Origin of the sequence: Kitasatospora sp. NRRL B-11411 (assembly GCF_000721345.1) — a bacterium.
In the GTDB taxonomy this organism is placed as follows: Bacteria; Actinomycetota; Actinomycetes; order Streptomycetales; family Streptomycetaceae; genus Kitasatospora; species Kitasatospora cineracea.
Map to the genome: position 1 here is coordinate 1 of NZ_JOGH01000043.1, position 22,160 is coordinate 22,160.

The window sequence follows — 22,160 nt, forward strand, 5'->3', positions numbered from 1 at the left end:
CCGCCCGCACCCCGCCGCCACCACCGAAACCCCTGCTCAGCGGACCGGTCGACCACGCGTCGACCGGCCCTCGACGGCCGGACGCGTTCTTCTCCAGGTGTGCCCACGGGGTCACCCCGGCCATCTCCGCTTCACTCCCGCTGCACCAGCCCCGCGCAACCCGCACCACACGCCCGCATCCGCCCGCACCCGGGCACACCAGGGCACACCGAATCCACCACCGAACCGGCCTGACCCGCCCTCACCCGACCTGACCTCACCTCACCTGACCTGACAACAGGACGGCCAGTGATGATCATCAATTGATTGACGCACCAAAACTCATTGACCACGCCAACCCGACACCGACACCAACACCGGCACCGGCACCGACACCGAAACCGAAACCCCGGCTACCAGCCGGACGGCAGGACCGATCCCCCGCCGCCGCCCAGGCGGCGCAGCCGTTGGACGTGGTCGGCGCCTTGGAGGAAGGCGGTCACGCTCTGCCGGCACTGGTCGCGGCGTAGGTAGCCCCGGGCGCTGCGGGCGATCGCCTCGCCGCCGCCCGCGCCGGCCCGGGTGGTGCGGGCCGGGAGGTGCGCCGTCCAGACCCACAGGCGGTCCTCGCGTTGGCCGAGCACGAACCGCAGGGCCGCCCGTTCGGCCAGCAACTCCCCTATCCCGGCGGCGAGTTCGCGGTCGTTGCGGTAGGCGCGGACGGCCGAGGCGAGCCGCCTCCCGTTCGCGGCCACCAGCGACCAGCCGACCCGGCCGTCCGCCCCGCGCACCGGCACCAGCCGGGGGCCGCGGCCGGCCTCCACTCCGCTCACACCCCGCCCCCGACCCCGCCCGCACCGTCGCCACCGGAAGCGCCGACGCCCCCGACGACTGCGGGCCGCGCACTCGTCACGGGCTGCGCGCCGGCCACGGGTTGTGCACCGGCCAAGGGCTGCGCGCCGGTCTCCGCCATCCGGGCCACCAGGGCCATGAACCGCCGGAACGCGTTCTGGCAGGTCGCGTAACGCTCGTACGCCCTGCTGGACTTGACCAGCGGATTGCCGCGCGGCCCGGGGACCACCCAGGTCCATCCCAGCCCGTCGCGGACATGGGTGATCCGCGCCACCAGTGCCGGCCCCAGGGCGACCAGCTCCGCGAACGCCCGTTCGGCGTCGGCGGACGACTCGTGGACCGAGGAGGACACCGCCACCACCCGCCCGTTCATCGCCTTGAGCTGCCACTGGAACCGCCCGTTCGGCGCCCGCTCCGTGAACAGGCCCTCCCCGCGCACCGCCGCTACCCCCGGATCTTCCGCCGGATCGCAGCCGTTCCCCGGCCGCGCCACCGAACGCCCTGCCGCCCCGCGTGAACCGCGAACCGGACGCACATCGTCACGCTGCGAACGCTATGTGTGCACGGAGGAAGTCCGGAAGTGGAATCCCTCCCACGCCGACGCTGTTCGCCCCGAAGTTCTCCCTTGTTAATGCGGCGGCGTTTTCCGGAGTGCGGCGCCCGTCGATTCGACGGAGCCCGGAGTTCGCCCGCCCATTGCCCGCGCTTTGCCTGCGCCCCGACCCATGCACCGTAGCCCGCGCACCCCGACCCGCACGCCCCAGCCTATGTATCGTGCATATTATGTGCACCATACACACAATATGTATGCTGCATATGATCGGGGAGCGGCCCGTTTCCCCCGCCCTCCCCTCCGGAACCACGGAAGGACGCACGCCATGGCACGCCTCAAGGACAAGGTCGCGGTGATCACCGGAGCCGGCAGCGGCATCGGCCGGGCCGCCGCCGAACTGATGGCCGCCCAGGGCGCCCTGGTGGTCGCCGCCGACTACGACGGTGCGGCCGCCGAGGAGACCGCCCGGCTGGTCGAGGCGGCCGGCCGGCACGCCCTGCCGGTCACCGTCGACGTCACCGACGAGCACTCGCTCGAGGAGCTGTTCGCCACCGCCGTCCGCGAGTTCGGCACGCTCGACGTGCTCTGCAACCACGTCGGCGGCACCGACCCGCGCCGCGACCTCGACCTGCTGCGGATGGACTTCGAGGAGTTCGACCGGGCGGTCGCCCGCAACGTCCGCTCCACCCTGATCGGCTCCCGCCTCGCCCTGCCGCACCTGATCCGGGCCGGCGGCGGCTCCATCATCAACACCGCCTCGGTCGCCGCCCTGGTCGGCGACGTCACCCAGACCGCGTACGGGGCGGTCAAGGCCGCGGTGGTCAGCATCACCAAGTCCATCGCCGTCCAGTACGGCCCGCAGCGCGTCCGCTGCAACGCGATCGCCCCCGGCGCCGTCCTCACCCCCGCCCTGCGCGACAACCTCCCCCAGCCGGTCATCGACTCGCTGCTCGCCGTCAACGCCCTGCCCTACCTCGGCGCCCCCGAGGACATCGCCCACACCATGGTCTTCCTCGCCTCCGACGAGTCCCGCTACCTCACCGGCCAACTCCTCGTCGTCGACGGCGGCATGACCACCCAGTCCCCCGCCGCCCCCGGCCGCCGCGCCATGCTCCCGTCCTCCTGACCCCCTGGCCCCCGCCGTCCGGGCCCGCACCCGGGCGCGGACGCGGACGCGGACGCGGCTCAGCCGTCCGCCGCCCCGGCCGTGAGCCGGGCCCGGGCGCGGAAGGCGGCCGGGGTCTCGCCGGTGCGGTGGCGGAAGAAGCGGGTGAAGACGGTGGTGGAGGGAGAGCCGAGGCGGTCGCCGATCGCCGCCGCGGTCGAACTGCTGTGCAGCAGCAGGCGTTTGGCCTCCAGGACGAGGCGCTCGTCAATGAAGGTCTTCGCGCCGTGGCCGGTGGCCGGTGGCCGCGAGGCTGGCGCGGGTGAGGGGGCGGGGAGCAGCGGGAGGCGCCAGGCGCGGCAGTCGGGGCGGGCGGCGGCGACGGTCGCCGGGTCGAGGAAGCTCGCCCGGAACAGCACCGGCACGGCGTCCGCCGCTCCCGCCCCGTCCCGTCCCGGATGCGCAGGACCTGGCCGACTGGACGGCGTACGGCTTCCCGACAGCGGACCGAGCGAGCGGCCCGAACGGACGCGCCCCCAGTCTGCCGACAAATTTCGTTCGTAAAATGAATGTTTCGACGGTGCTACGACACGCATACGTCCGGGCCAGGGCCGCCCACCGCCGGTCCCCGCGGTTCGTATACCGCCCCGCCCCGCCTTCCGGGGGCGCTACTATCCGTGCCATGAGCGCTGCAGAACTCGAACCCGACCCCGCACCGACCCTGTCGGAGATCGCCCGGGCGGCCGGCGTCTCGGCGCCGACAGTTTCGAAGGTGCTGAACGGCCGGGCCGACGTCGCGCCCGCCACCCGGGCCAAGGTCGAGGAGATCCTGCGCCGCACCGGCTACCAGCGCCGCCGCACCGCCGCGCCGCCGTCCCGGCTGCTCGACCTGGTGTTCCACCAGCTCGACAGCGCCTGGGCGATGGAGGTGATCCGGGGGGTGGAGAACGTCGCCCGGGACGAGGGGCTGAGCGTGGTGCTCTCCGAGTCCGCGGGGCGGCTCACCCCGGGGCAGACCTGGGTGGACGGCGTGCTGGCCCGGCGGCCGGCCGGGGTGGTGCTGGTGCTGTCCGAGCTGGACGCCGCCCAGCGCGACCAACTGACCAGCCGGGACATCCCGTTCGTGGTGCTGGACCCGGCCGGCGACCCGGCCGAGGGGGTGCCCGCGGTCGGCACCGGCAACTGGCAGGGCGGCCTGGCCGCCACCCGCCACCTGCTCGACCTCGGCCACCGCCGGATCGGCATGATCTCCGGGCCGTCCGGCATGATGTGCAGCCGCGCCCGGATCGACGGCTACCGCACCGCGCTGGGCACCGCCCGGCTGCCGGTGGACCCGGAGCTGATCCTGGAGGGCAACTTCCACCACGAGGCCGGGTACGCCGCCGCCCGCACCCTGCTCACCCGGCCCGACCGGCCCACCGCGATCTTCGCGGGCAACGACCTGCAGGCCCTCGGCGTGTACGAGGCCGCCCGCGAGCTCGGCCTGCGGGTGCCGGAGGACCTCTCGGTGGTCGGCTTCGACGACCTGCCGCTGGCCCGCTGGGTGGGCCCGCCGCTCACCACGGTGCGCCAGCCGCTGGTGGAGATGGCCGAGACCGCGGCCCGGCTGGCGATCGGGCTGGGCCGCGGCGAGCACCCCGCCGCCACCCGCGTCGACCTCGCCACCAGCCTGGTCGTCCGCGCCAGCACCGCCCCGCCGCCGGCCGGCGACTGAGCGACACCTCCATCCCGCCCCGACCACGCGCGCGGCCCGGACCGTCCGGGCCGCGCGCGAGTGGTTGACGCCCCCGCCGGGCTCCCCTACCGTCGTCCGGGTCGCACCGTAACATTCGACCGAAGTTCGAAACTTTCGCACCCACTTGGGTGACGGACGGCGAGCGACGGACAGCGAGCAGCGAGCACGGGTGCCGAGCACCAGGAGGGGGAGCACCATGGCCGATCCGGCCGCCCTGACCGACACCGCGGACGGGCCGCCGTCCCGGCTGCCGCAGCCGCCGTCCGGCACCCTCGCGCTGACCTTCGACGACGGCCCGCACCCGGACTCCACTCCGGAGCTGCTCGCCGCGCTCACCGCCGCGGGCCACCGCGCGACCTTCTTCCTGTGCGGCGAGCAGGCCGAGCGGTACCCCGAACTGGTCCGCGCCCTCGACCGGGCCGGGATGGCGATCGGCAACCACAGCTGGTCGCACCCGTCGCTGCCCGGCCTGCCGCTGCCCGCCGCTCGGGAGGAGATCGAACGCACCAACCGGGTGCTGACCGCGCTCACCGGCCGCCCGCCGACGCTGTTCCGCCCGCCGTACGGGGACACCGGCCCGGCGATCCGCGAGCTGGCCGCCGCGGCGGGCCTGACCGAGACGCTCTGGGACGTCGACACCCTCGACTGGAACGGCGTGCCGCCCGCCGAGGTCGCCGCCGCGGTGGCCGCGGCCCGCCCGGGCGACACCGTGCTGCTGCACGACCACGGCAACCGCAACACCGTCACCGCGCTGCCCGCCGTCCTGACCGCGCTCACCGCCCGCGGCCTGCGCTCGACACCCCTCCCCCGCTGACCCCTCCCGGCTCCTCCCCCGCTGACCCCTCCCGGCTCCTCCCGGCTCCTCCCAGCTCCTCCCCCGCCGGTCTCCCGGCCCCCACGCTCCGGTGGCCGGACGCACCCGCCCAGCACCACGCGTCCGGCCACCGGTGGACTCCCCCGTCGCAGACACCTGCCGGGAGCCGGTCAGGCGGCCTCGGGCAGCCAGAGTCCGGCCGGGTCGGTGTGCAGGCTGCGGACGGTGACCAGGGCCGCGCCGAGGACGGGGCCGCGGCGGCCCAACGGCGAGGCGCGCAGGGCCTCTTCGGGCCAGGGGCGGACCCGGATCAGCGCGGCCAGCTCGGTCCGCATCGCGGGCAGCAGCCACTGCGCGAGGTCGGCGTAGCCGCCGCCGAGGACCAGCGAGTCGGGGTCGACCAGGTTGACCGCGGCGGCCAGCGCGGTGCCGAGCGCGGTGCCGGCGTGCTGGAGCGCGCGCCGGGTGTCCGGGTCGCCCGCCTCTGCGCGCCGGGCCAACTCCGCGATGGGGTCGCGTTCCTGACGGCTCGTCAGGCTCGGTCCCCCGTCCGGCGCGGCCGGCTCGGCCAGTTCCGCCAGTTTGTCGGGCTCGCCGGGCTCGTAGGGCTCGTCGAGTTCGTCGGTGAACCCGGCGGAGCGGAGCACGGCGGCCAGGCCCGCGTACGGTTCGAGGCAGCCGCGGGCGCCGCAGGAGCAGGTGCGGCCGTCGGGGCGGACGGTGAGGTGGCCGAGTTCGCCGGCGAAGCCCCGGACGCCGGGGAACAGCCGCCCGTCCAGGACGAGCGCGCCGCCGATGCCCTCGCCGGCCGAGACGTGCACGAAGGTGCCGCTGCCGGTGCCCTGCCAGAGTTCGGCGAGCGCGCCGAGGTTGGCCTCGTTCCCGACGGTGGGGGCGGTGCCGGGGCCGGGCCACAGCTCGGCGACGTCGACCTGGTGCCAGCCCAGGTTGGGGGCGTGCTCGACCCGGCTGGTGGGGTCGTCCAGCGGGACGCTGCCGGGGACGGCGAGCACCCGGCCGACCACCCGCAGGCCGAGTTCGACGGCCTCGCGTTCGGCCAGGGCGGCGAGTTCGGCGAGTTCGGCGATGGTCTGCTCGGCGGGGCGGCCCGCGTTGGGGGCGGGGCGGTGCAGTTCGACCCGGACCTCGCCGCGCAGGTCGAGGACGCAGGCGCTGAGGTGTTCCACGCCGATCTCCAGGCCCAGCCCGGCCGGGCCGTTCCCGTTCAGTACCAGGGCCCGGCCGGGGCGGCCGACCCGGCCGCTGCGCTCCAGTTCGCCCTCCAGCAGCAGGCCGCCGCCGATGAGTTCGTCGACCAGGCTGGAGACGGCGGTGCGGGTCAGCCCGGTGCGGCCGGCCACGTCGGCGCGGGAGAGCGGGTGGGCGGCGGCGACGGTGCGCATCACCAGGGCGAGGTTCTGCCGCCGCATGTCCTGCTGCGAGGCGGGTCCACGCCTGGCCGCCAGGTCGCCGTCGGCCGTCTGCTGCCCGTCCGCTGCCACGTCTGCCCCGTCCCTCCGCGCCGCTGTCCGCGTCGCTGTCCGCGCCGTACCGTCGTCCGCCGGGCCGCCGCGGCCCGCCGCCTGTCCGTTGACCGCTGCCGGCCCTGTCCCTGCCCGACCGCCGACCGGCGACCGCCCGACCGCAGCCGCCCGGCCATCACCTGCCGACCGCCCGGCCATCACCTGCCGACCGTCCGGCCATCACCTGTCGGCCGTCCGGACGGCCCGGGCCGGTCGGTGCCGGTGTCGTCACCGGCGGCCGACCGGCCCGGTGGGCGTCACCGCGGGCCGTCCCCCTGGAGGACGGCCGTCTGCGAAATGGTAGTCCCGATCCGTTCGAGTGCCGCGTCGTCCCGGGCGAGGGCGGGCAGCACCGGGCCGTCGGCAGTGCCCCAGCGGCGGGCGACGGCGTCGGCGCGTTCGCCGGTGAGCAGGGCGGCGGCCTGGGCGGCGGCGCCGAGGGCCACCAGTTCGCGGGCGGCGGGCAGTTGGACGGGGCGGCCGGAGAGCCGGCGGACGGTGTCCTGCCAGGCCCGGCCCTGGGCGCCGCCGCCGATCAGCAGGATCGGCTGCTCGGGGTCGACCGCCTCGGGGCCGTCGACGGCGAGGACGTCGTCGAGGGCGGCGAGCAGCGAGTACGCGGCGCCGTCGTAGGCGGCCTGGAGGAGCTGGCCGGGGGTGGTGTCGTGGCGCAGGCCGTGCAGCAGGCCGCTGGCGTGCGGGAGGGCGGGGGTGCGTTCGCCGTCGAGGTAGGGCAGCAGGACGGCGCTGCCGCCGGGTTCGACGTCCTGGCGGTCGCGGCCGAGCAGGGTGGCGATCCGGTCGACGGCGAGGGTGCAGTTGAGGGTGCAGGCGAGCGGGAGCCAGCCGTCGAGGGCGTCGGCGAAGCCCGCGACGGTGCCGGTGGGGTCGGCGGGGCGGTGGCGGGCGACGGTGTAGACGGTGCCGGAGGTGCCGAGGCTGAGCACGGGGGTGCCGGTGGTGAGGCCGAGGCCGAGGGCGGCGGCCATGTTGTCGCCGGTGCCGGTGGCGATCGGGGTGCCGGGGCGCAGCGGTCCGCCGGGGAGGGCGTGTCCGGCGGGGGTGCCGGCCGGGGTGACGGCGGGGAGCAGGGCGGGGTCGAGGCCGATCCGGTCGAGGACGGCGGCGTGGTAGCCGTCGGGGGTCCACCAGCCGGTGCCGGAGGCGTCGCCGCGGTCGGTGGTGGCGGTGCCGGTGAGGCGTTCGGTGAGGTAGTCGTGCGGGAGGCGGACGGCGGCGGTGCGGTCGGCGTTGCCGGGTTCGGTGGCGCGCAGCCAGGCCCACTTGGCGGCGGTGAAGGAGGCGCCGGGGACGCTGCCGATCTCGGTGGCCCACCACTGGGCGCCGAACTTCCGCACCAGGTCGGCTGCTTGGGGCGCGGAGCGGACGTCGTTCCAGAGCAGGGCGGGGCGGACGGGGGCCCCGGCGGCGTCGAGGGTGACGAGGCCGTGCTGCTGTCCGCCGATGGCCAGGGCCTGGGCGCGGTCGGCCCAGCCGGTGGCGGTGACGGCGGCGGTGAGGGCGTCCCACCACTGGGCGGGGTCGCTCTCCTGGCCGTGGCGGGAGTCGACCCGGTGGGGGGCGCGGCCTTCGCCGAGGACGCGTCCGGTGTCGGCGTCGACGGCCAGGGCCTTGGTGGACTGGGTCGAGCTGTCGACGCCGATCACCACCTGCGGGTGTGCCATGGGCGTGCTCCTGTCTGCGGTCGTCCGGCCAGGGGTCCGTGGTCGTCCGGCCAGGGGTTTTCTTCGGGGTTGCGCGTGGGGGCTTCCCCTCACGGGCTCGGCCATACTAATTTGTCTTCCGGCCTTACGAATAGCCCCCAATCCGGGTTACCGTCGGTGCCGGGCCCGATCCGCGTCGGGCCACCGGTCGATCCCTCGGTCGATCCCCCCGGTCGATCACCAGCGCTTGGAGTACGCGATGAGCCAGCTCACCCCCACCCCCGACGACAAGTTCACCTTCGGTCTGTGGACGGTCGGCTGGCAGGGCCGCGACCCGTTCGGCGACGCCACCCGTCCGGCCCTGGACCCGGTCGAGTCGGTGCAGAAGCTGGCCGAGCTGGGCGCGTACGGCGTGACCTTCCACGACGACGACCTGATCCCGTTCGGCTCCTCGGACGCGGAGCGGGAGGCGATCGTCAAGCGCTTCCGGGGCGCCCTGGAGTCCACCGGCCTGAAGGTGCCGATGGCCACCACCAACCTGTTCACCCACCCGGTCTTCAAGGACGGCGCGTTCACCGCCAACGACCGCGACGTGCGCCGCTACGCGCTGCGCAAGACCATCCGCAACATCGACCTGGCGGTCGAGCTGGGCGCCACCGTGTACGTCGCGTGGGGCGGCCGGGAGGGCGCGGAGCACGGCGCCTCCAAGGACGTCCGGGTGGCGCTGGACCGGCTGAAGGAGGCCTTCGACCTGCTCGGCGACTACGTCACGGAGCAGGGCTACGACCTGCGCTTCGCCATCGAGCCGAAGCCGAACGAGCCGCGCGGCGACATCCTGCTGCCGACCATCGGCCACGCGCTGGCGTTCATCGAGCGCCTGGAGCGCCCGGAGCTGGTCGGCCTCAACCCGGAGGTCGGCCACGAGCAGATGGCGGGCCTGAACTTCCCGCACGGCATCGCCCAGGCGCTGTGGTCGGGCAAGCTGTTCCACATCGACCTGAACGGCCAGTCCGGCATCAAGTACGACCAGGACTTCCGGTTCGGCGCGGGCGACCTGCGGCAGGCGTTCTGGCTGGTCGACCTGCTGGAGTCCTCCGACTACCAGGGCCCGCGGCACTTCGACTTCAAGCCGCCGCGCACCGAGGACTTCGCCGGCGTGTGGGAGTCCGCGGCCGGGAACATGCGCAACTACCTGCTGCTCAAGGAGCGCGCGCTGGCCTTCCGCGCCGACTCCGAGGTGCAGGAAGCGCTGCGCGCCGCCCGCCTCGACCAGCTCGCCCTGCCGACCGCCGCCGACGGCCTGTCCGCGCTGCTCGCCGACCGCTCCGCGTTCGAGGAGTTCGACGTCACTGCCGCCGCCGAGCGCGGCATGGCCTTCGAGCGCCTCGACCAGCTGGCCATCGAGCACCTGCTCGGCGCCCGCTGACCGCAGCACCCCCGACCACCGGCCGACCCCCCTTCCCGGGGGTCGGCCGGTGCGGTTTTCTCCCCAACTCCCTCACACGCCAACCCCGCTGACGGATCGTCGAACAGCTGGAACAGTGGAAGGGACCGACCGAGAGGGAGGGAACCCATGGGGCTGATCCACGCCTGGCGGATGCAGAAACTCGTCGCGGACGCCAGGACCGCCCACCAGCGGGGCGACCTGACGTTCGTCGCCGGCTTCGACCTCGACCGGCCGGTGCCGATGCGGCGGATCCGCAAGGAGATCGACGTCATCATCCGCGCGGTGGAGGCGGTCGGCTGGCACTGCGTGGGCGTCGAGCCGTTCCTCGCCTCGGTGGAGATCGGCTTCGTCCGGGCCTGACCCCTCCGCGCCTCCCCCTCCCCCTCCCCTCCCCCTCTGCCGCTGCTCACCGCTCACCGCGGGAGCGCGCCCGGCCGGTAGTCATACAGCCAGTCCGTGGACCGGGTGTACATCCGGGTGAACACCAGCGGCATCACCGCCTCCCGGACCAGGGAGGCCAGCGGCCCCGCGGTCTTGGCGTCCCGGTTGGCGGCCGCCGCACGGGCCAGCTTCCCGGCCCGGCCTGCGCGTTCGCCCTCGAAAGCGGCCAGCGCGGCGGGCAGGCCGGACCCGGAGTGCAGCGCGGACGCGGAGTGCAGGGCGGACGCGGAGTGCAGGGCCCGGGCGAGCGCGATCGCGTCCTCCAGCGCCATGGAGGCGCCCTGCCCCGCGCCCACCGGGTGCGCGGCGTCGCCGACCAGCACGCACCGCCCGTCCTGGCGGCGCGGCACCGGCGGCAGGACGTGGAACAGCGTCGCCGCGTCGATCCGCTCCGTCGCGCCGAGGATCCGCCGGGGCACCGCCTCGGACCCGAACACCTCGGCCAGTTCCTCCGCGCCGAGCTTGATCTCGGCGGGTGCGGCGGGGTCGGCGATCTGCGCCGACCACCACACGGTGCCGTCCGGCGCGGGCAGGTGCGCGAACGCGCCGCGCCGCCCGAAGGTCATGTTGAACGTCCGTCCCGGGCCCGCCTCCGGCACGTCGCGCGCGATGCCCGCGACGCCGTACAGCCCCGCGTACGCGGGCGACGGCGCGTCCGGGTCGAGCATCCGCCGGACGGTCGAGCGCAGCCCGTCCGCGCCGACCACCAGGTCGGCCCCGGCCACCGCCTCGTCGACCACCCCGCCCGCCGGCCCCGCCCCCGCGCCGGGGCCGTGCAGCCGCCCGCCGGGCCCGTGCAGCCGCTCGCCGACCACGATCCGCGCCCCGAGCCGGACCGCCTCGGCCCGCAGCGCCGCCACCAGGTCGGCCCGCATCAGCGTCACGCTGCGCAGCGGGTCGTCCGCCCTCCGGCCGCGCGGGACGTCGCCGAGCAGCTTGCCGCGCCCCGACCACATCCGCTGCCGGTCGACCTCGAAGCCCGCCGCCCGCACCGCCTCCAGGCAGCCCAGCGACTCCAGCGCCCGCAGGCCGTTGACGGCCAGGCTCAGGAACGCCCCGACCGGTCCCGCCGGGTCCGGGTACGCCTCGTACACCGTCACCTCGGCGCCGATCCGGCGCAGCGCGATCGCGCTCGCCGCCCCGGCCACTCCCGCGCCGATCACTACCGCCTTCATGTGCCCACCCCTCACTGAATCCTCGTTCAATGAATCAGCATTCACTGAACCGGCCGTCAGTATGATGTCCGCACGAGCGGCGGGTCAAGGCCCGGCCGGAACGGGCCGGGGCACGGGCCAGGACGAGGCGAGGGAGGCCGGACGCGATGAGCGTGCGCAAGGCGCAGGCGGCGGAGACCAGGGCGGCACTGCTGGAGGCGGCCCGGCGGCAGTTCGTCGAACGCGGCTACCTCAACACGAAGATCACCGACATCACCGCGGCGGCCGGCCGGGCCACCGGCTCGTTCTACGCGCACTTCGCCGACAAGGACGAACTGCTGCGGGCCCTGCTCGACGACGCCCGCACCCAGGCCCGCGAGCAGGTGGTCGCGCAGGTCCACCCGCGCGACCACGACCTCGGCGACCGGTCCCAGCTGCACGCGCACCTCGGCGCGTCCTGGCAGGCGATGCGCGACCACCTCCCGGTCACCATCGCCCTGTTCGAATCGATCGTCGCCGAGGGCCCCCGCTCCGGCCGGGCCTGGCAGCGCCTCACCGCGGACACCGACGTCCTGCGCGACCACCTCGACTACCTCCGCGAGCAGGGCCGCCCCCTCCCCGGCGACCCCGCCCTGCTCGCCCCGGCGATGGGCGCGATGCTCGGCATGCTCTCCTACGCCCTGCTCACCACCGACCACCCGGCCCACGGCGACGCCGAGGTGGTCGACACCCTCACCGACCTCCTCCTGCACGGCCTCGCCGGCCGCCCCACACCGCCGGAACCCGCCCCCGGCCCCACCCCCGGCCTCGGTTCCGGCACCGGGGTCTGACCCCCGCTACGCCCCCGTCGGCCCCACCGCCGGGTCGGGCAGCGCCGCGACCAGGCGGTCGAGTTCGGCCTCGGTGTTGTAGTAGTGCGGCGAGGCGCGGACGACCGAGGTGAGCGAGCGGGCGTCGAAGTCCCAGCGGGCGTACTCGGCGAGGGAGACCGAGACGTTGACGCCGGCGGCGCGGAGGGCACCGGCGACGTCCTGGCTGTCGCGGCCCTCGACGGTGAAGGTGACGATGGCGCACCGGCGCGCGCCCCGGTCGTGCACCCGCACCCCGGGGCGGGCCCGCAGGCGCTCGCGCAGGGCTGCGCCCAGGCGGGTGGCGCGCTCGGCGATCGCGTCCGGGCCGAGGGCGAGGGCGTACTCGGCGGCGACGCCGAGGCCGATCCGGGCGGCGTGGTTGGCCTCCCAGCTCTCGAACCGGCGGGCGTCGGCGCGGACCCGGTAGCTGTCCGCCGAGGTCCAGGTCGCCGCGTGCAGGTCGAGGAACGGGGGTTCCAGCCGGGCGCGGATCCGCGGCGAGCAGTACAGGAAGCCGGTGCCGCGCGGGCCGCGCAGGAACTTGCGGCCGGGCGCGGTGAGCAGGTCGCAGCCGATCTCGCCGACGTCCAGGGGCAGTTGGCCGACGGACTGGCAGGCGTCCAGCAGGTAGACGGCGCCGGCCTCGCGGGCCGCCTTCCCGATCTCGGCGGCCGGGTTGACCAGGCCGCCCTGGGTGGGCACGTGGGTGACCGCGATCAGTTTCACCCGTTCGTCGACCATCGCGCGCAGCGCGTCGACGTCGAGCTGCCCGTCGGCGTCGTCGGGGACGGTCTCCACGCTCACCCCGTGGCGGCGGGCCGTCTGCAGGAAGGCGATGGCGTTGCTCGCGTACTCGGCCCGGGCCGTCAGGATCCGGTCGCCCGGCGCCCAGGGCAGCGCGTAGAACGCCATGTCCCAGGCCCTGGTGGCGTTCTCCACCAGCGCGATGTCGTCCCGTCCGGCGCCGATCAGCCCGGCCAGCGCGTCGTACGTCCGCTCGATCCGCCCGGCCTGCCGCCGCGCCGCCTCGTACCCCCCGACCTCCTCCTCCAGCCGCAGGTGCTCCACCACCGCGTCCACCACCGGCCGGGGCTGCAGCGCCGCCCCCGCGTTGTCGAGGTGCACCACCCGCCCGACCCCGGCCGTCTCCCGCCGCACCCGCTCGACGTCGATCCCCGCCACCAGCGCCCACCCCTCCCGCGACCACGGCCGTCCGGTTCCCCGGTGTCCAGGGTGAACGACCCGGCGGCGGGGCCGGGTTCCCGCCGCCCGCCGGGACTCACCGGGTGGCGGGGAGGGCGGGCAGGACGGTGGTGCGCAGGAGGTCGAGGAAGAGGTCGGGGCGGCGGTAGACGGCGAAGTGGCCGGCTTCCTCGATCAGGGTGAAGGACTTGACGGGGGCCTGGACCCGGTCGTAGAAGGCGCGGGCGCGGGCGGGGGTGTTGACCAGGTCGCGGGCGCCCTGGACGAGGAAGAAGGGGACGTCGAAGCGGGTGCCGTCGGCGTGGTCGTCGAGGGCGGCGGTGCCGGGGAGGACGGCGGCGGAGACCAGGAAGCTCCTGAAGAAGGTGCCGAGTTCGGGCAGGGAGTGCAGCGGAGAGTACCAGAGCGACTTCGTCACCACGGACTTCATCGCGGCGAAGGTGTACGGGTCGGTGGCGGCGGCGAAGCGGTTGAAGTGGGCGAACTGCTCGGCGCTCCAGGCCCGCTGGTCGGGGCCCGCCGCCCGGACGGCGGCGGCCTCCTTCTTCTTGCCGGCCCGGTCGAGGCGCTCCAGCACGTCGTGGTAGTCGGTGGTGTCGCGGCCGCCGTCGAAGACCTTCTGGTCGGTGCCGACGTAGGCGGAGACCAGGTCGGGGCGGCTGCGGGCGATCCGCAGGCCGAGGGCGCTGCCGAAGGAGCAGCCCAGCAGGACGACCCGGGTGACGCCGAGACGGGCGCGGACGTGCTCGATCACCTCGACGGCGTCCCGCAGCAGCCGGTCGAAGGTGAGTTCGCCCTGGCCGTCGGCGCCGGAGCGGCGCAGGGTCTTGCCGGTGCCGCGCATGTCCCAGCGGACCAGGGTGACGTGGCGCTCCCAGTCGCGGGAGAGGTGGGCGAGGACGGCGTTGGAGGAGCCGGGGCCGCCGTGCAGTTCCAGCACGACGGGGTTGGCGCGGTCCTGGCCGCGGACCGAGAGCCACTGGTCGAGGCCGCCGATCGGGGCGAAGTAGCTCTCGTCGACGCCCCGTCCGGTGTCGATGCGCAGGTCGCGGGCGCGGCCGGCCCGGACGGCGGCGCGGTGGGCGAGGAGTGCGGCGACGGGGGTCGCGGCGGCGGTGGCGGTGAGGGCGGCGGCGATGAGCACGCGGGTCTCCAGGGATGCGGATCCGGTAACTGTGTATGTCATACACAGCTGATTACTGTGTAAGTTATACGCAGTTGTTGGGCGGTTGGCAACACCGCGGTCGGACGGCCGGCGGCACCCGGCCCACCGCCCGCGGCCCGGACGGAGAGGAGGCCGGTCGCGTGCCGGCGAACAAGGAGAGCCAGCGGGACCCGAACGTCAGCCTGGCGCTGCTGTGGGGCGAGGCCGAGGAGCGTCCCCGGCGCGGGCCCAGGCCGAAGTTCACGCCCGCCGAGGTGGCCCGGCACGGCGTCGCGGTCGCCGACGCCGAGGGGCTGGAGGCGCTCTCGATGCAGCGGGTCGCCGAGGCGCTCGGGGTCACCACGATGGCGCTCTACCGCTACGTCCCCGGCAAGCCCGACCTCGTCGACCTGATGGTCGACACCGTGCTCGGCGACCCGCCCGCCCTCGACGCGGTGCCGGGCGGCTGGCGGCCCCGCCTGGAGGTCTGGGCCCGCGCCTGCTGGGACGTCTACCGCGCCCACCCCTGGATCCTGACCGCGACCGGCCTGCGCCGGCACGCCATGGGCCCGCGCCAAGTGGCCTGGCTGGACGGCGCGCTGGCCGCCCTCGAACCCACCGGGCTCGACGCCCGGCAGCGGCACGACGCCGCGATCCTGGTGCTCAGCCTGGTGCGCAGCCTCACCCAGGAGTCCCTGGACCGCACCGAGGAGGGCGACCGGGAGTGGGACCGGCTCACCGCCGACCAGTTGGCCCGGCACGCCGACCGCTTCCCCGCGCTCACCCGCGCCGCCGCGGCCGGGGCCTTCGCCCCCGCCCCCGCTCCGGCGGACCCGCTCGCCTTCGGACTGGCCTGCGTGCTGGACGGCCTCCAGGGCCTGGTCGAGCGCACCGCCGGGCCCGGCGGGGGCTGAGCCCGGGCCCGGCAGCGGCCGAGCGGGTCCGAGCAGCGGCCGAGCGGGACCGAGCAGCGGCCGAGCGGGTCCGAGCAGCGGCTGAGCTGGACGGTGCGGGGTGGTCCAGGGCGGTACGGGGTGGTGCAGGGTTCACCATGAAGTCGGGTGCGGGCTTCATGGTGTGCTCCCGCGGCGGTGACCTACCGTCGGGCTGTGATGATTCGACCCGGGCTGAGGCGCCCGGCACTCCTGGCCCGGCGGGCGCGGCGCGACGCCGGCTTCCTGGCCACCGGCGTCCTGCCGCACCTGGCCCTGGTCCCGGTGTGGGCCTGGGCCGCGACGTTCATGGCCCGGACGGGGCACTGGAAACCGGCCCTGGAGGTGGCGATCCTCCTGATCGTGCTCGGCGCCCCGCTGGTGACGGCCGTCCAGCGGGTCCGCCACCGCATCCTCCTCGGGGTGGACGTGGTGCCCTCGGCGCCCGCTCCCGAGCCGTGGTCGTGGGCGGTGGCGGCCCGGCAGGCGCTCAGCTGGCTGACCTCGGCGCAGACCTGGCGCCAGGTCGGCTACCACCTGCTGCTCGGCCCGCTGCTGGCCGCCGCGGAGCTGCTGGTGCTGGCCGCCGCCGTCGCGGGCCTGGCCGGCGCCACCGCCTACGGCTGGGCCTGGTCGGTGCCCGCGCGGGAGCGTGGGGGCTGGCTCGAGTACGCGACGCAACTGCCGTGGTACACGCTGGGCGGGCTGCTCCTGCTGGGCGCCCTGCCCTGGGTGGCGGGCGCGACCGCCCGGGGCGAGTCGCGCGCGGCCGCGGCCCTGCTCGGCCCCAGCCGGTCCCAACGGCTCCAGCAGCGGGTCGAGCACCTGGCGGAGAGCCGCACCGGCCTGATCGAGGCGGTTGACGCCGAGCGCCGCCGAATAGAACGGGACCTGCACGACGGCACCCAGCAACGGCTGGTCTCGCTCGCCGTCAACCTCGGCCTGGTCCTGGCCACCACCCCCGACCTGCCCGACGGGGCCCGCGCGGCGATCGCCGAAGCCCACCTGGAGGCCAAGCACGCGATCGCCGAACTCAACGACCTGGTACGGGGGCTGCACCCCGCCGTACTGGAGGACCGCGGGCTGGACGCGGCCCTGTCCGGCCTGGCCGCCCGGCTCCCCCTGCCGGTGCGCCTGCGGGTCGACCTCGACGAACAGGTGCCGCCCGGCGTGGAGTCGGTGGCCTACTTCGTGATCTCCGAGGCCCTGGCCAACGTGATCAAGCACGCCGGGGCGACCCGCACCGAGGTGACGGTCAGACAGGTCGGTTCGGTGCTGCGGGTGAACGTCACGGACGACGGGCTCGGCGGCGCCGACCCCTCCGCCGGGACGGGGCTGGGCGGGCTGGCCAAACGGGTCGACGCGATCGACGGCTCCTTCCACGTGAGCAGCCCCGTGGGCGGCCCCACCACCGTGACCGCGGAGCTGCCGTGCGCGCGGTGATCGCCGAGGACTCGGTGCTGCTCCGGGTCGGCCTGGTCAAGGTCCTGGAGATGGGCGGCTTCCAGGTCGTCGCCGAAGTCGACGACGCGCCGTCCCTGTTGGCGGCGGTCGAGCAGCACCGGCCCGAACTCGCCCTGGTCGACGTCCGGATGCCGCCCTCCTTCACCGACGAGGGGGTGCGCGCCGCCCTGGAGATCCGCCGCAGGCGACCGGCGACGGCGGTGGTGCTGCTCTCCCAGTACGTCGAGGAGCGCTACGCGGCCGACCTGCTGTCCGCCGACACCAGCGGCGTCGGCTACCTGCTCAAGCAGCGCGTCGCCGACGTCACGGAGTTCGTGGAGACGGTCCGCCGGGTCGCCGGGGGCGGCACCGCACTGGACCCGCAGGTCGTCGCCCAACTGCTGCTGCGCCGCAGCAACGACCCGCTGGAACGGCTGACCCCGCGCGAACGGGACGTCCTGGCCCTGATGGCGGAGGGGCACTCCAACGTCGGCATCGCGGAGACCCTGACGATCAGTGAGAGCGCGGTCGCCAAGCACATCAACAACATCTTCGCCAAGCTCGACCTCCCGGTCGCCGACAGCGGCCACCGCCGCGTCCTGGCCGTGCTGCGCTTCCTCGGCACGTCCCGGTCCTGAACGGCCGCCCCGGCCCGAACGGACCCTCCTCCCCGCGCCCGGCGGGTGGTGCTAGCCTCGGTGCACCGCCCGCCGCCGCGCCGCGCCCGTCCGTCCGCGCGTGCCCGTCCGGCCGGCCGTTCCCCGCTGCCGTTTCCCGCTGCCGACGCCCCGGTCCGCTGTCCTGCCGACCGCCGGGCCGGTATCGCACCGCAGCGCACCACACACCGCAGCGCACCGCAGCGCACCACACCGGCCGACGCCCTCCCGCGCGGCCGAACGCCCTTGCCCCGCCCGGAGGTCGGCCCCGCCATGCGTCCCACCCTGTTCACGATCGACCCCTCCGGCCCCGGCCGGATCAGCACCATGGCCCGGCCGCGCGGCGGCGACTGGCTCGCGGAGGAGCTGGCCGCGCTGGCCGCCCTCGGGGTGAGCGAGCTGGTCAGCGCGCTCACCCCGGCCGAGTGCGCCGAGCTCGGACTGGACGCGGAGCCGTCCCTCGCCCGCGCCGCCGGGCTACGCTTCACCGCCGTCCCGATCCCGGACCGCACCGTCCCCGCCCCGTCCGAAGTCCTGCCGGTGCTGGACGGGTTGGCCCGGCGGCTGGCCGCGGGCGGCCACCTGGTGGTGCACTGCCGGGCCGGGATCGGCCGCTCCTCGCTGCTGGCGGCCGCCGTCCTGGTCCGCTCCGGCGCAGACCCGGACGACACCTGGGCCCGGATCGCCCGGGCCCGCGGCCTGGCCGTGCCGGACACCCCCGAGCAGCGGGCCTGGACCGACCGGATCACCCCGCCGCACCGGCCGTGAGGCTGTGCGGCCGCACGGTCGCGGCGGGTCAGTGGTGGAACAGCCGCAGACCGGTGTGCACCAGGGTGATGCCGTGCTCGGCGCAGGCCGTCTCGACCTCGGCGGAGCGCAGGGAGCCGCCGGGTTCGGCGATCGCGGTGACGCCGTGGCGGCGGGCGTGGTCGACGTTGTCGCGGAACGGCAGGCAGCCGTCGGAGACGAACGCGACACCGTCCGACTCGGCCGCCCAGCGGGCGCGTTCGTCCGGGCCGAGCTCGTCGGGGACGTCGCCGTCGCGCAGGGCGGCGGCGAAGCGGGCGCGCTCGTCGGGCGTCAAGTCGCCCTCCAGATAGCGGATCTGCCAGTTGATCCGGTCCTGCCGGCGGACCTCGGGGCGGAAGTCGAGGGCCCGGACGGCCGGGTGGCGGCGCAGCCACCAGGTGTCGGTCTTGGCCCCGGCCAGCCGGGTGCAGTCGACCCGGGACTGCTGGCCGGCGCCGATGCCCAGGGCCGCGCCGCCGCGCAGGTAGCAGACCGAGTTGGACTGGGTGCGGCGCAGCACGGCCAGGCCGAGCAGCAGGTCGTCGGCGGCGGCCGGGGTGAGCGCGCCGACCCGGACGTCGGCGAGCAGGGCGGCGGTGAGCGGGGCGGTGTCGGTGTCCTGGACCAGGCGCACGCCGTACACCTCGCGGGTCTCGACGGCGGGCGGGGTGCAACCGGGGCGGGCCTCCAGGACGAGGTAGCGGCCGTTCTTCTTCCGGGCCAGCACGTCGAGCACGCCGGGCGCGTAGCCGGGGGCGACGATGCCGTCGGAGACCACCCGGGCGAGCAGGTCGGCGAGTTCGAGGTCGACCTCGTGCGAGACCGCGACGAGGTCGCCGTAGGAGGACTTCGGGTCGGCGTCGCGGGCCCGCAGGTAGGCGGAGGTGAGCGGGCCGACGGCGGCCGGGTCGAGGCCGTACGGTTCGGCGGCGGCCCGGTCGACCGGTCCGGCGAGAGCGGCGCCGGCCGGGGAGACGTGCTTGAAGGAGGCGGCAGCGGGGCGGCCGAACAGGGCCGCGGCCTCACTGACGAGCTGCCAGGCGTTCAGCGCGTCCAGCAGGTTGACGTACGAGGGCTGTCCGTTGAGCAGGCGCAGCGGCAGGTCGGTGCCGGGCAGCGGCTCGATCCGGGCGCGGGTGTTCTGCGGGTTGATTCCGTACCGAAGGTCCATGGTGGTGGCCCCCTCCGTGAAGTCGCGTGTCGGCTTCGGAGGACACCCAGGCGGACGGTGCCGGTCCCGTGCTGTGCGGCGCCGCTCCCCGGTGGTGCTCCACCTCTCGCCAGTCGCGACGGCGCCGATGCTAGCAGCCTCCGGCGGGAGCGGAGTTGGGGACGGCGGCGGGGCTGGGGGCTGGGGGTAGTGGTGGGGCCGGGGGGCGGTGGCGCCCGCGTTCGGCCGGGCGTCAGCGGCGCTCCGCCCCGATCCCGCGGTCCGTTCCTCCGGCCAGGACCGCGTCCGCGACCACGGTGAAGAGGTGGTCGGCGCGCGGTGCGAACGAGCCCTGGTCGCCGAGCCACGCGAGGGCTGCGACGAGGGCGAACAGTTCCGTGCCGTCGAGGTCGGCCCGTGCGGCGCCCGCGGCCTGGGCCCGGGCGAGGAGCCGGGTGCCCGCCGCGCGCATGGTGACGCACGAGGCGTGGAGCGCGGAACCGGTGTCCTCGATGGCGGCCGCCATCAGCTCGGTGACGCCCCGGTACTCGCGTGCGACCGCGACGCAGTCGCGCAGCCAGGTGACGAGAGCGTCCTCGGGCGGGTCCGAGGCTTCGAGTGCGGCCGCCCGTTCCGCCAGCCCGTCGAAGCTCTCCCGGAGCAGGGCGTCGAGCAACGCCTCCCGGGTCGGGAAGTGGCGGTAGAGCGTGGGGAGGGCGACGTCGGCCCTCCGGGCGATGTCGCGCAGGGACGCGTCGGCGCCCTGCTCGGCGACGACGACGCCCGCGACGGCGAGCAGCTGGTCGCGGTTCTTCCTGGCATCGGCCCGCAAGGGTCCTCCTTTGACAGCCGTAGCACTGCTACATATATTCGTACCACTGCTACGGAAACACGTAGCAGTGCTACGCCTAGCCTAGCCCGCCTGCGGGAAAGAGGGAGAATCTCCATGTCGGCGAAGACGATGAGGGCGATCCGACTGCACGAGTTCGGCGGCCCCGAGGTACTGCGCCACGACGAAGTGCCGATCCCCCGGCCGCAGCCGGGCGAGGTGCTCGTGCGCGTCCACGCCGTCGGCCTCAACCCCCCGGACTGGTACCTGCGCGACGGGATGCCCGGCATTCCCCCCGAACTGAGGCCGCCCGTGAGCCTCCCCGCCGTTCCGGGGTCGGACGTGTCGGGCGTCGTCGCGGCGGTCGCCGAGGACGTGGCGGACTTCTCCGTCGGCGACGAGGTCTTCGGCATGCTCCGCTTCCCGAGCTTCGACGGCCGCGCGTACGCCGAGTACGTGGCGGCGCCCGCCGCCGACCTGGCCCGCAAGCCGGCCGGCGTCGATCACGTGCACGCCGCGGGGGCGGCCATGTCGGGGCTCACCGCGTGGCAGTACCTGGTGGAACTCGGGCACGACCACCCCAACCCCCTCCAGCCGGCGCAGCACCGCCCCGTACCGCTGGAGGCCGGGATGACGGTGCTGGTCAACGGCGCAGCCGGCGGCGTGGGGCACCTGGGCCTGCAACTCGCGAAGTGGAAGGGCACGCGCGTCATCGCGGTCGCCTCGGGCGCGCACGAGCAGTTCCTGCGCGAGCTCGGCGCCGACGAGTTCGTCGACTACACCAAGACCCGCCCCGAGGAGGCCGTCCGGGACGTCGACCTGGTGCTCGACACCGTCGGCGGCCCCGGCAGCGGCCGCTTCCTGCGGACGCTCAGGCGCGGCGGCGCGCTGTACTTCGTCTTCATCGCCACGTACGACCCGGCGGAGGTCACGAGGCTGGGCGTCACGACCTCGATCACCCAGGTGCGCTCGAACGGCCGGCAGCTCGGAGAACTCGGCCGCCTGCTCGACACGGGCACGCTCCGCGTCGCCATCGACAGCACCTTCCCGCTCGCGGACGCCCGGAAGGCACACGAACGAGCCGCGCGCGGACACCTCCGGGGCAAGATCGTGCTCACCGCCGTGTGAGGACCCCCGTTCGTGCACGCCGCCACGGGAAGCGAGTGCCCCGCGACGGCAGGAGGACCGCGAAGGCGACGCCCGAGGACGACGCCCGAGGACGCCGTCGACGACATGTTCGGCGGGCGGGGAGGCGGCCGGGCAGGTGCACCGGGATGGGGCCGGGCAGTGGCGTCCAGGTGGGTTCGGCCGTGTCACAGGGAGGGGCGATGTCCTCGTCCGACACCGTGTCAGGGTCCGTTCCGGAGAAGGGCCGGGGCAGGTTGCGGCGGTTGGGCGAGTGGTGCGCGCGGCGGCGCCTGGTGGATCTCGCGCCGGCTGGACCGGATCCTCCCGGACATCGATGCCGAGGGCGCCAACATCTCGCCCACCGAGGCGAATTGACGGGACATCAGGAATCTCCCGGACGCCACTCCCGTCCCGGTGGCACCACCGCTCACACCGTCCGGCCGCCGGTGTGGAAGCGGAGCGTCCGCCCCCTTGTCAGGTGCACCGTTCCTGCCTACCTTCGTGCTCCAGGACCCCGGCCCGATCGGGCCGGACGGTCCGCGGCGCCGGACGCAAACCCGCGGCCGCGCCGGACGCGCGACAAGACCTGGAGGCGTCACATGCCCGTTGCCACCCCCACCGCGATCCGCGACGCCGGCCCACTGGCCGTGGACGACGAGACCCTGGTGTTCGAGGACGACGACCGCACCGACCACGACCCCACCGCCTGTCTGTCCGACCCGTGGGTGACCGCGACCACCCGGGTCGCCTGCGACTTCAACTCCTGAC

Annotated in this window: 22 protein-coding genes and 1 riboswitch; of the genes, 12 read left to right on the top strand and 10 right to left on the bottom strand. The window is 75.2% G+C overall.

Annotated features, from left to right (window positions below):
- Window positions 1–392 precede the first annotated feature (392 nt).
- Together IH44_RS45500 and IH44_RS45505 are read right to left on the bottom strand one after the other, a co-directional pair.
- Window positions 393–812 (bottom strand): hypothetical protein, encoded by a 420-nt coding sequence (locus IH44_RS45500; protein WP_157852409.1) that lies wholly within the window; start codon window positions 810–812, stop codon window positions 393–395.
- Window positions 809–1,270, bottom strand: coding sequence for a DUF1508 domain-containing protein (locus IH44_RS45505; RefSeq protein ID WP_030461079.1), 462 nt, complete (start codon window positions 1,268–1,270; stop codon window positions 809–811). The genes IH44_RS45500 and IH44_RS45505 overlap by 4 nt, the downstream gene beginning before the upstream one ends.
- A gap of 439 nt (window positions 1,271–1,709) precedes the next feature.
- Here IH44_RS45505 and IH44_RS0120410 point away from each other — a divergent pair, with 439 nt between their 5' ends.
- The gene (locus IH44_RS0120410) at window positions 1,710–2,510 is read left to right on the top strand and encodes an SDR family NAD(P)-dependent oxidoreductase (RefSeq protein WP_030461080.1); all 801 of its coding nucleotides are present in this window, start codon (window positions 1,710–1,712) and stop codon (window positions 2,508–2,510) included.
- Window positions 2,511–2,569: 59 nt separating this feature from the next.
- Here IH44_RS0120410 and IH44_RS0120415 read toward each other — a convergent pair whose 3' ends face one another.
- Window positions 2,570–2,914, bottom strand: a complete 345-nt coding sequence (locus IH44_RS0120415; RefSeq protein ID WP_030461081.1) for an AraC family transcriptional regulator — start codon at window positions 2,912–2,914, stop codon at window positions 2,570–2,572.
- Between the two features lie 257 nt (window positions 2,915–3,171).
- On the opposite strand from IH44_RS0120415, the gene IH44_RS0120420 reads away from it, so the two are divergent.
- Together IH44_RS0120420 and IH44_RS0120425 are read left to right on the top strand one after the other, a co-directional pair.
- Window positions 3,172–4,203 (top strand): LacI family DNA-binding transcriptional regulator, encoded by a 1,032-nt coding sequence (locus IH44_RS0120420; RefSeq protein WP_081967005.1) that lies wholly within the window; start codon window positions 3,172–3,174, stop codon window positions 4,201–4,203.
- Between the two features lie 217 nt (window positions 4,204–4,420).
- Window positions 4,421–5,038, top strand: a complete 618-nt coding sequence (locus IH44_RS0120425) for a polysaccharide deacetylase family protein (RefSeq protein WP_081967006.1) — start codon at window positions 4,421–4,423, stop codon at window positions 5,036–5,038.
- Between the two features lie 170 nt (window positions 5,039–5,208).
- Here the strand turns inward: IH44_RS0120425 and IH44_RS0120430 are convergent, their stop codons facing one another.
- Window positions 5,209–6,540: an ROK family protein gene (locus tag IH44_RS0120430; RefSeq protein WP_232795021.1), complete on the bottom strand. Its 1,332-nt coding sequence runs from the start codon at window positions 6,538–6,540 to the stop codon at window positions 5,209–5,211.
- A gap of 278 nt (window positions 6,541–6,818) precedes the next feature.
- Window positions 6,819–8,246 (bottom strand): xylulokinase, encoded by a 1,428-nt coding sequence (xylB, locus tag IH44_RS0120435; protein ID WP_030461085.1) that lies wholly within the window; start codon window positions 8,244–8,246, stop codon window positions 6,819–6,821.
- Between the two features lie 238 nt (window positions 8,247–8,484).
- Between xylB and xylA the strand changes: the two genes are divergently transcribed.
- Window positions 8,485–9,651, top strand: coding sequence for a xylose isomerase (xylA, locus tag IH44_RS0120440; RefSeq protein WP_030461086.1), 1,167 nt, complete (start codon window positions 8,485–8,487; stop codon window positions 9,649–9,651).
- Window positions 9,652–9,798: 147 nt separating this feature from the next.
- Window positions 9,799–10,032 carry a hypothetical protein gene (locus tag IH44_RS0120445; RefSeq protein ID WP_030461087.1) on the top strand — a complete coding sequence of 78 codons (234 nt, stop codon included), beginning with the start codon at window positions 9,799–9,801 and terminating at the stop codon, window positions 10,030–10,032.
- Window positions 10,033–10,085: 53 nt separating this feature from the next.
- On the opposite strand, the gene IH44_RS0120450 is transcribed toward IH44_RS0120445, so the two are convergent.
- Window positions 10,086–11,288: an NAD(P)/FAD-dependent oxidoreductase gene (locus IH44_RS0120450; RefSeq protein ID WP_030461088.1), complete on the bottom strand. Its 1,203-nt coding sequence runs from the start codon at window positions 11,286–11,288 to the stop codon at window positions 10,086–10,088.
- Between the two features lie 146 nt (window positions 11,289–11,434).
- On the opposite strand from IH44_RS0120450, the gene IH44_RS0120455 reads away from it, so the two are divergent.
- Complete coding sequence (locus tag IH44_RS0120455) at window positions 11,435–12,097, top strand: TetR/AcrR family transcriptional regulator (RefSeq protein WP_035955775.1); 663 nt, start codon at window positions 11,435–11,437, stop codon at window positions 12,095–12,097.
- 6 nt (window positions 12,098–12,103) lie between these two features.
- Here IH44_RS0120455 and IH44_RS0120460 read toward each other — a convergent pair whose 3' ends face one another.
- Both IH44_RS0120460 and IH44_RS0120465 read right to left on the bottom strand, forming a co-directional pair.
- Entirely contained in the window at window positions 12,104–13,300 is a 1,197-nt protein-coding gene (locus IH44_RS0120460) for an aminotransferase class V-fold PLP-dependent enzyme (RefSeq protein ID WP_232795022.1), read from the bottom strand.
- A 97-nt stretch (window positions 13,301–13,397) separates the two neighbouring features.
- Window positions 13,398–14,465 (bottom strand): alpha/beta fold hydrolase, encoded by a 1,068-nt coding sequence (locus IH44_RS0120465; RefSeq protein WP_030461091.1) that lies wholly within the window; start codon window positions 14,463–14,465, stop codon window positions 13,398–13,400.
- A 161-nt stretch (window positions 14,466–14,626) separates the two neighbouring features.
- Here IH44_RS0120465 and IH44_RS0120470 point away from each other — a divergent pair, with 161 nt between their 5' ends.
- The 4 genes from IH44_RS0120470 to IH44_RS0120485 all read left to right on the top strand — a co-directional run bounded on the left by IH44_RS0120470 (window position 14,627) and on the right by IH44_RS0120485 (window position 18,264).
- A complete protein-coding gene (locus tag IH44_RS0120470; RefSeq protein WP_051817109.1) occupies window positions 14,627–15,379 on the top strand; it encodes a TetR/AcrR family transcriptional regulator in 753 nt (250 codons plus the stop codon).
- 198 nt (window positions 15,380–15,577) lie between these two features.
- The gene (locus IH44_RS0120475) at window positions 15,578–16,840 is read left to right on the top strand and encodes a sensor histidine kinase (protein ID WP_051817110.1); all 1,263 of its coding nucleotides are present in this window, start codon (window positions 15,578–15,580) and stop codon (window positions 16,838–16,840) included.
- Window positions 16,828–17,478 (top strand): response regulator transcription factor, encoded by a 651-nt coding sequence (locus IH44_RS0120480; RefSeq protein ID WP_030461094.1) that lies wholly within the window; start codon window positions 16,828–16,830, stop codon window positions 17,476–17,478. The genes IH44_RS0120475 and IH44_RS0120480 overlap by 13 nt, the downstream gene beginning before the upstream one ends.
- A 291-nt stretch (window positions 17,479–17,769) precedes the next feature.
- Window positions 17,770–18,264, top strand: coding sequence for a tyrosine protein phosphatase (locus tag IH44_RS0120485; RefSeq protein WP_030461095.1), 495 nt, complete (start codon window positions 17,770–17,772; stop codon window positions 18,262–18,264).
- A gap of 28 nt (window positions 18,265–18,292) precedes the next feature.
- Here the strand turns inward: IH44_RS0120485 and IH44_RS0120490 are convergent, their stop codons facing one another.
- Entirely contained in the window at window positions 18,293–19,456 is a 1,164-nt protein-coding gene (locus IH44_RS0120490; protein ID WP_030461096.1) for a phosphoribosylaminoimidazolecarboxamide formyltransferase, read from the bottom strand.
- A gap of 37 nt (window positions 19,457–19,493) precedes the next feature.
- Window positions 19,494–19,583, bottom strand: a riboswitch (ZMP/ZTP riboswitch).
- Between the two features lie 105 nt (window positions 19,584–19,688).
- Window positions 19,689–20,267 (bottom strand): TetR/AcrR family transcriptional regulator, encoded by a 579-nt coding sequence (locus tag IH44_RS0120495; RefSeq protein WP_030461097.1) that lies wholly within the window; start codon window positions 20,265–20,267, stop codon window positions 19,689–19,691.
- A 114-nt stretch (window positions 20,268–20,381) separates the two neighbouring features.
- Here IH44_RS0120495 and IH44_RS0120500 point away from each other — a divergent pair, with 114 nt between their 5' ends.
- Entirely contained in the window at window positions 20,382–21,392 is a 1,011-nt protein-coding gene (locus IH44_RS0120500) for an NADP-dependent oxidoreductase (protein ID WP_030461098.1), read from the top strand.
- A 599-nt stretch (window positions 21,393–21,991) separates the two neighbouring features.
- Window positions 21,992–22,159, top strand: a complete 168-nt coding sequence (locus IH44_RS47335; protein WP_162870071.1) for an SflA family class IV lanthipeptide — start codon at window positions 21,992–21,994, stop codon at window positions 22,157–22,159.
- Window position 22,160 lies beyond the last annotated feature (1 nt).

Bases quoted from the DNA above. Each gene is read 5' to 3' on its own strand.
- IH44_RS47335 (WP_162870071.1), top strand. From the start codon at position 21,992: ATGCCCGTTGCCACCCCCACCGCGATCCGCGACGCCGGCCCACTGGCC.
- IH44_RS0120475 (WP_051817110.1), top strand. From the start codon at position 15,578: ATGATTCGACCCGGGCTGAGGCGCCCGGCACTCCTGGCCCGGCGGGCG.
- IH44_RS0120410 (WP_030461080.1), top strand. From the start codon at position 1,710: ATGGCACGCCTCAAGGACAAGGTCGCGGTGATCACCGGAGCCGGCAGC.
- xylA (WP_030461086.1), top strand. From the start codon at position 8,485: ATGAGCCAGCTCACCCCCACCCCCGACGACAAGTTCACCTTCGGTCTG.
- IH44_RS0120455 (WP_035955775.1), top strand. From the start codon at position 11,435: ATGAGCGTGCGCAAGGCGCAGGCGGCGGAGACCAGGGCGGCACTGCTG.
- IH44_RS0120450 (WP_030461088.1), bottom strand. From the start codon at position 11,288: ATGAAGGCGGTAGTGATCGGCGCGGGAGTGGCCGGGGCGGCGAGCGCG.
- IH44_RS0120485 (WP_030461095.1), top strand. From the start codon at position 17,770: ATGCGTCCCACCCTGTTCACGATCGACCCCTCCGGCCCCGGCCGGATC.
- IH44_RS0120445 (WP_030461087.1), top strand. From the start codon at position 9,799: ATGGGGCTGATCCACGCCTGGCGGATGCAGAAACTCGTCGCGGACGCC.
- IH44_RS0120425 (WP_081967006.1), top strand. From the start codon at position 4,421: ATGGCCGATCCGGCCGCCCTGACCGACACCGCGGACGGGCCGCCGTCC.
- IH44_RS0120420 (WP_081967005.1), top strand. From the start codon at position 3,172: ATGAGCGCTGCAGAACTCGAACCCGACCCCGCACCGACCCTGTCGGAG.
- IH44_RS0120490 (WP_030461096.1), bottom strand. From the start codon at position 19,456: ATGGACCTTCGGTACGGAATCAACCCGCAGAACACCCGCGCCCGGATC.
- IH44_RS0120500 (WP_030461098.1), top strand. From the start codon at position 20,382: ATGTCGGCGAAGACGATGAGGGCGATCCGACTGCACGAGTTCGGCGGC.
- xylB (WP_030461085.1), bottom strand. From the start codon at position 8,246: ATGGCACACCCGCAGGTGGTGATCGGCGTCGACAGCTCGACCCAGTCC.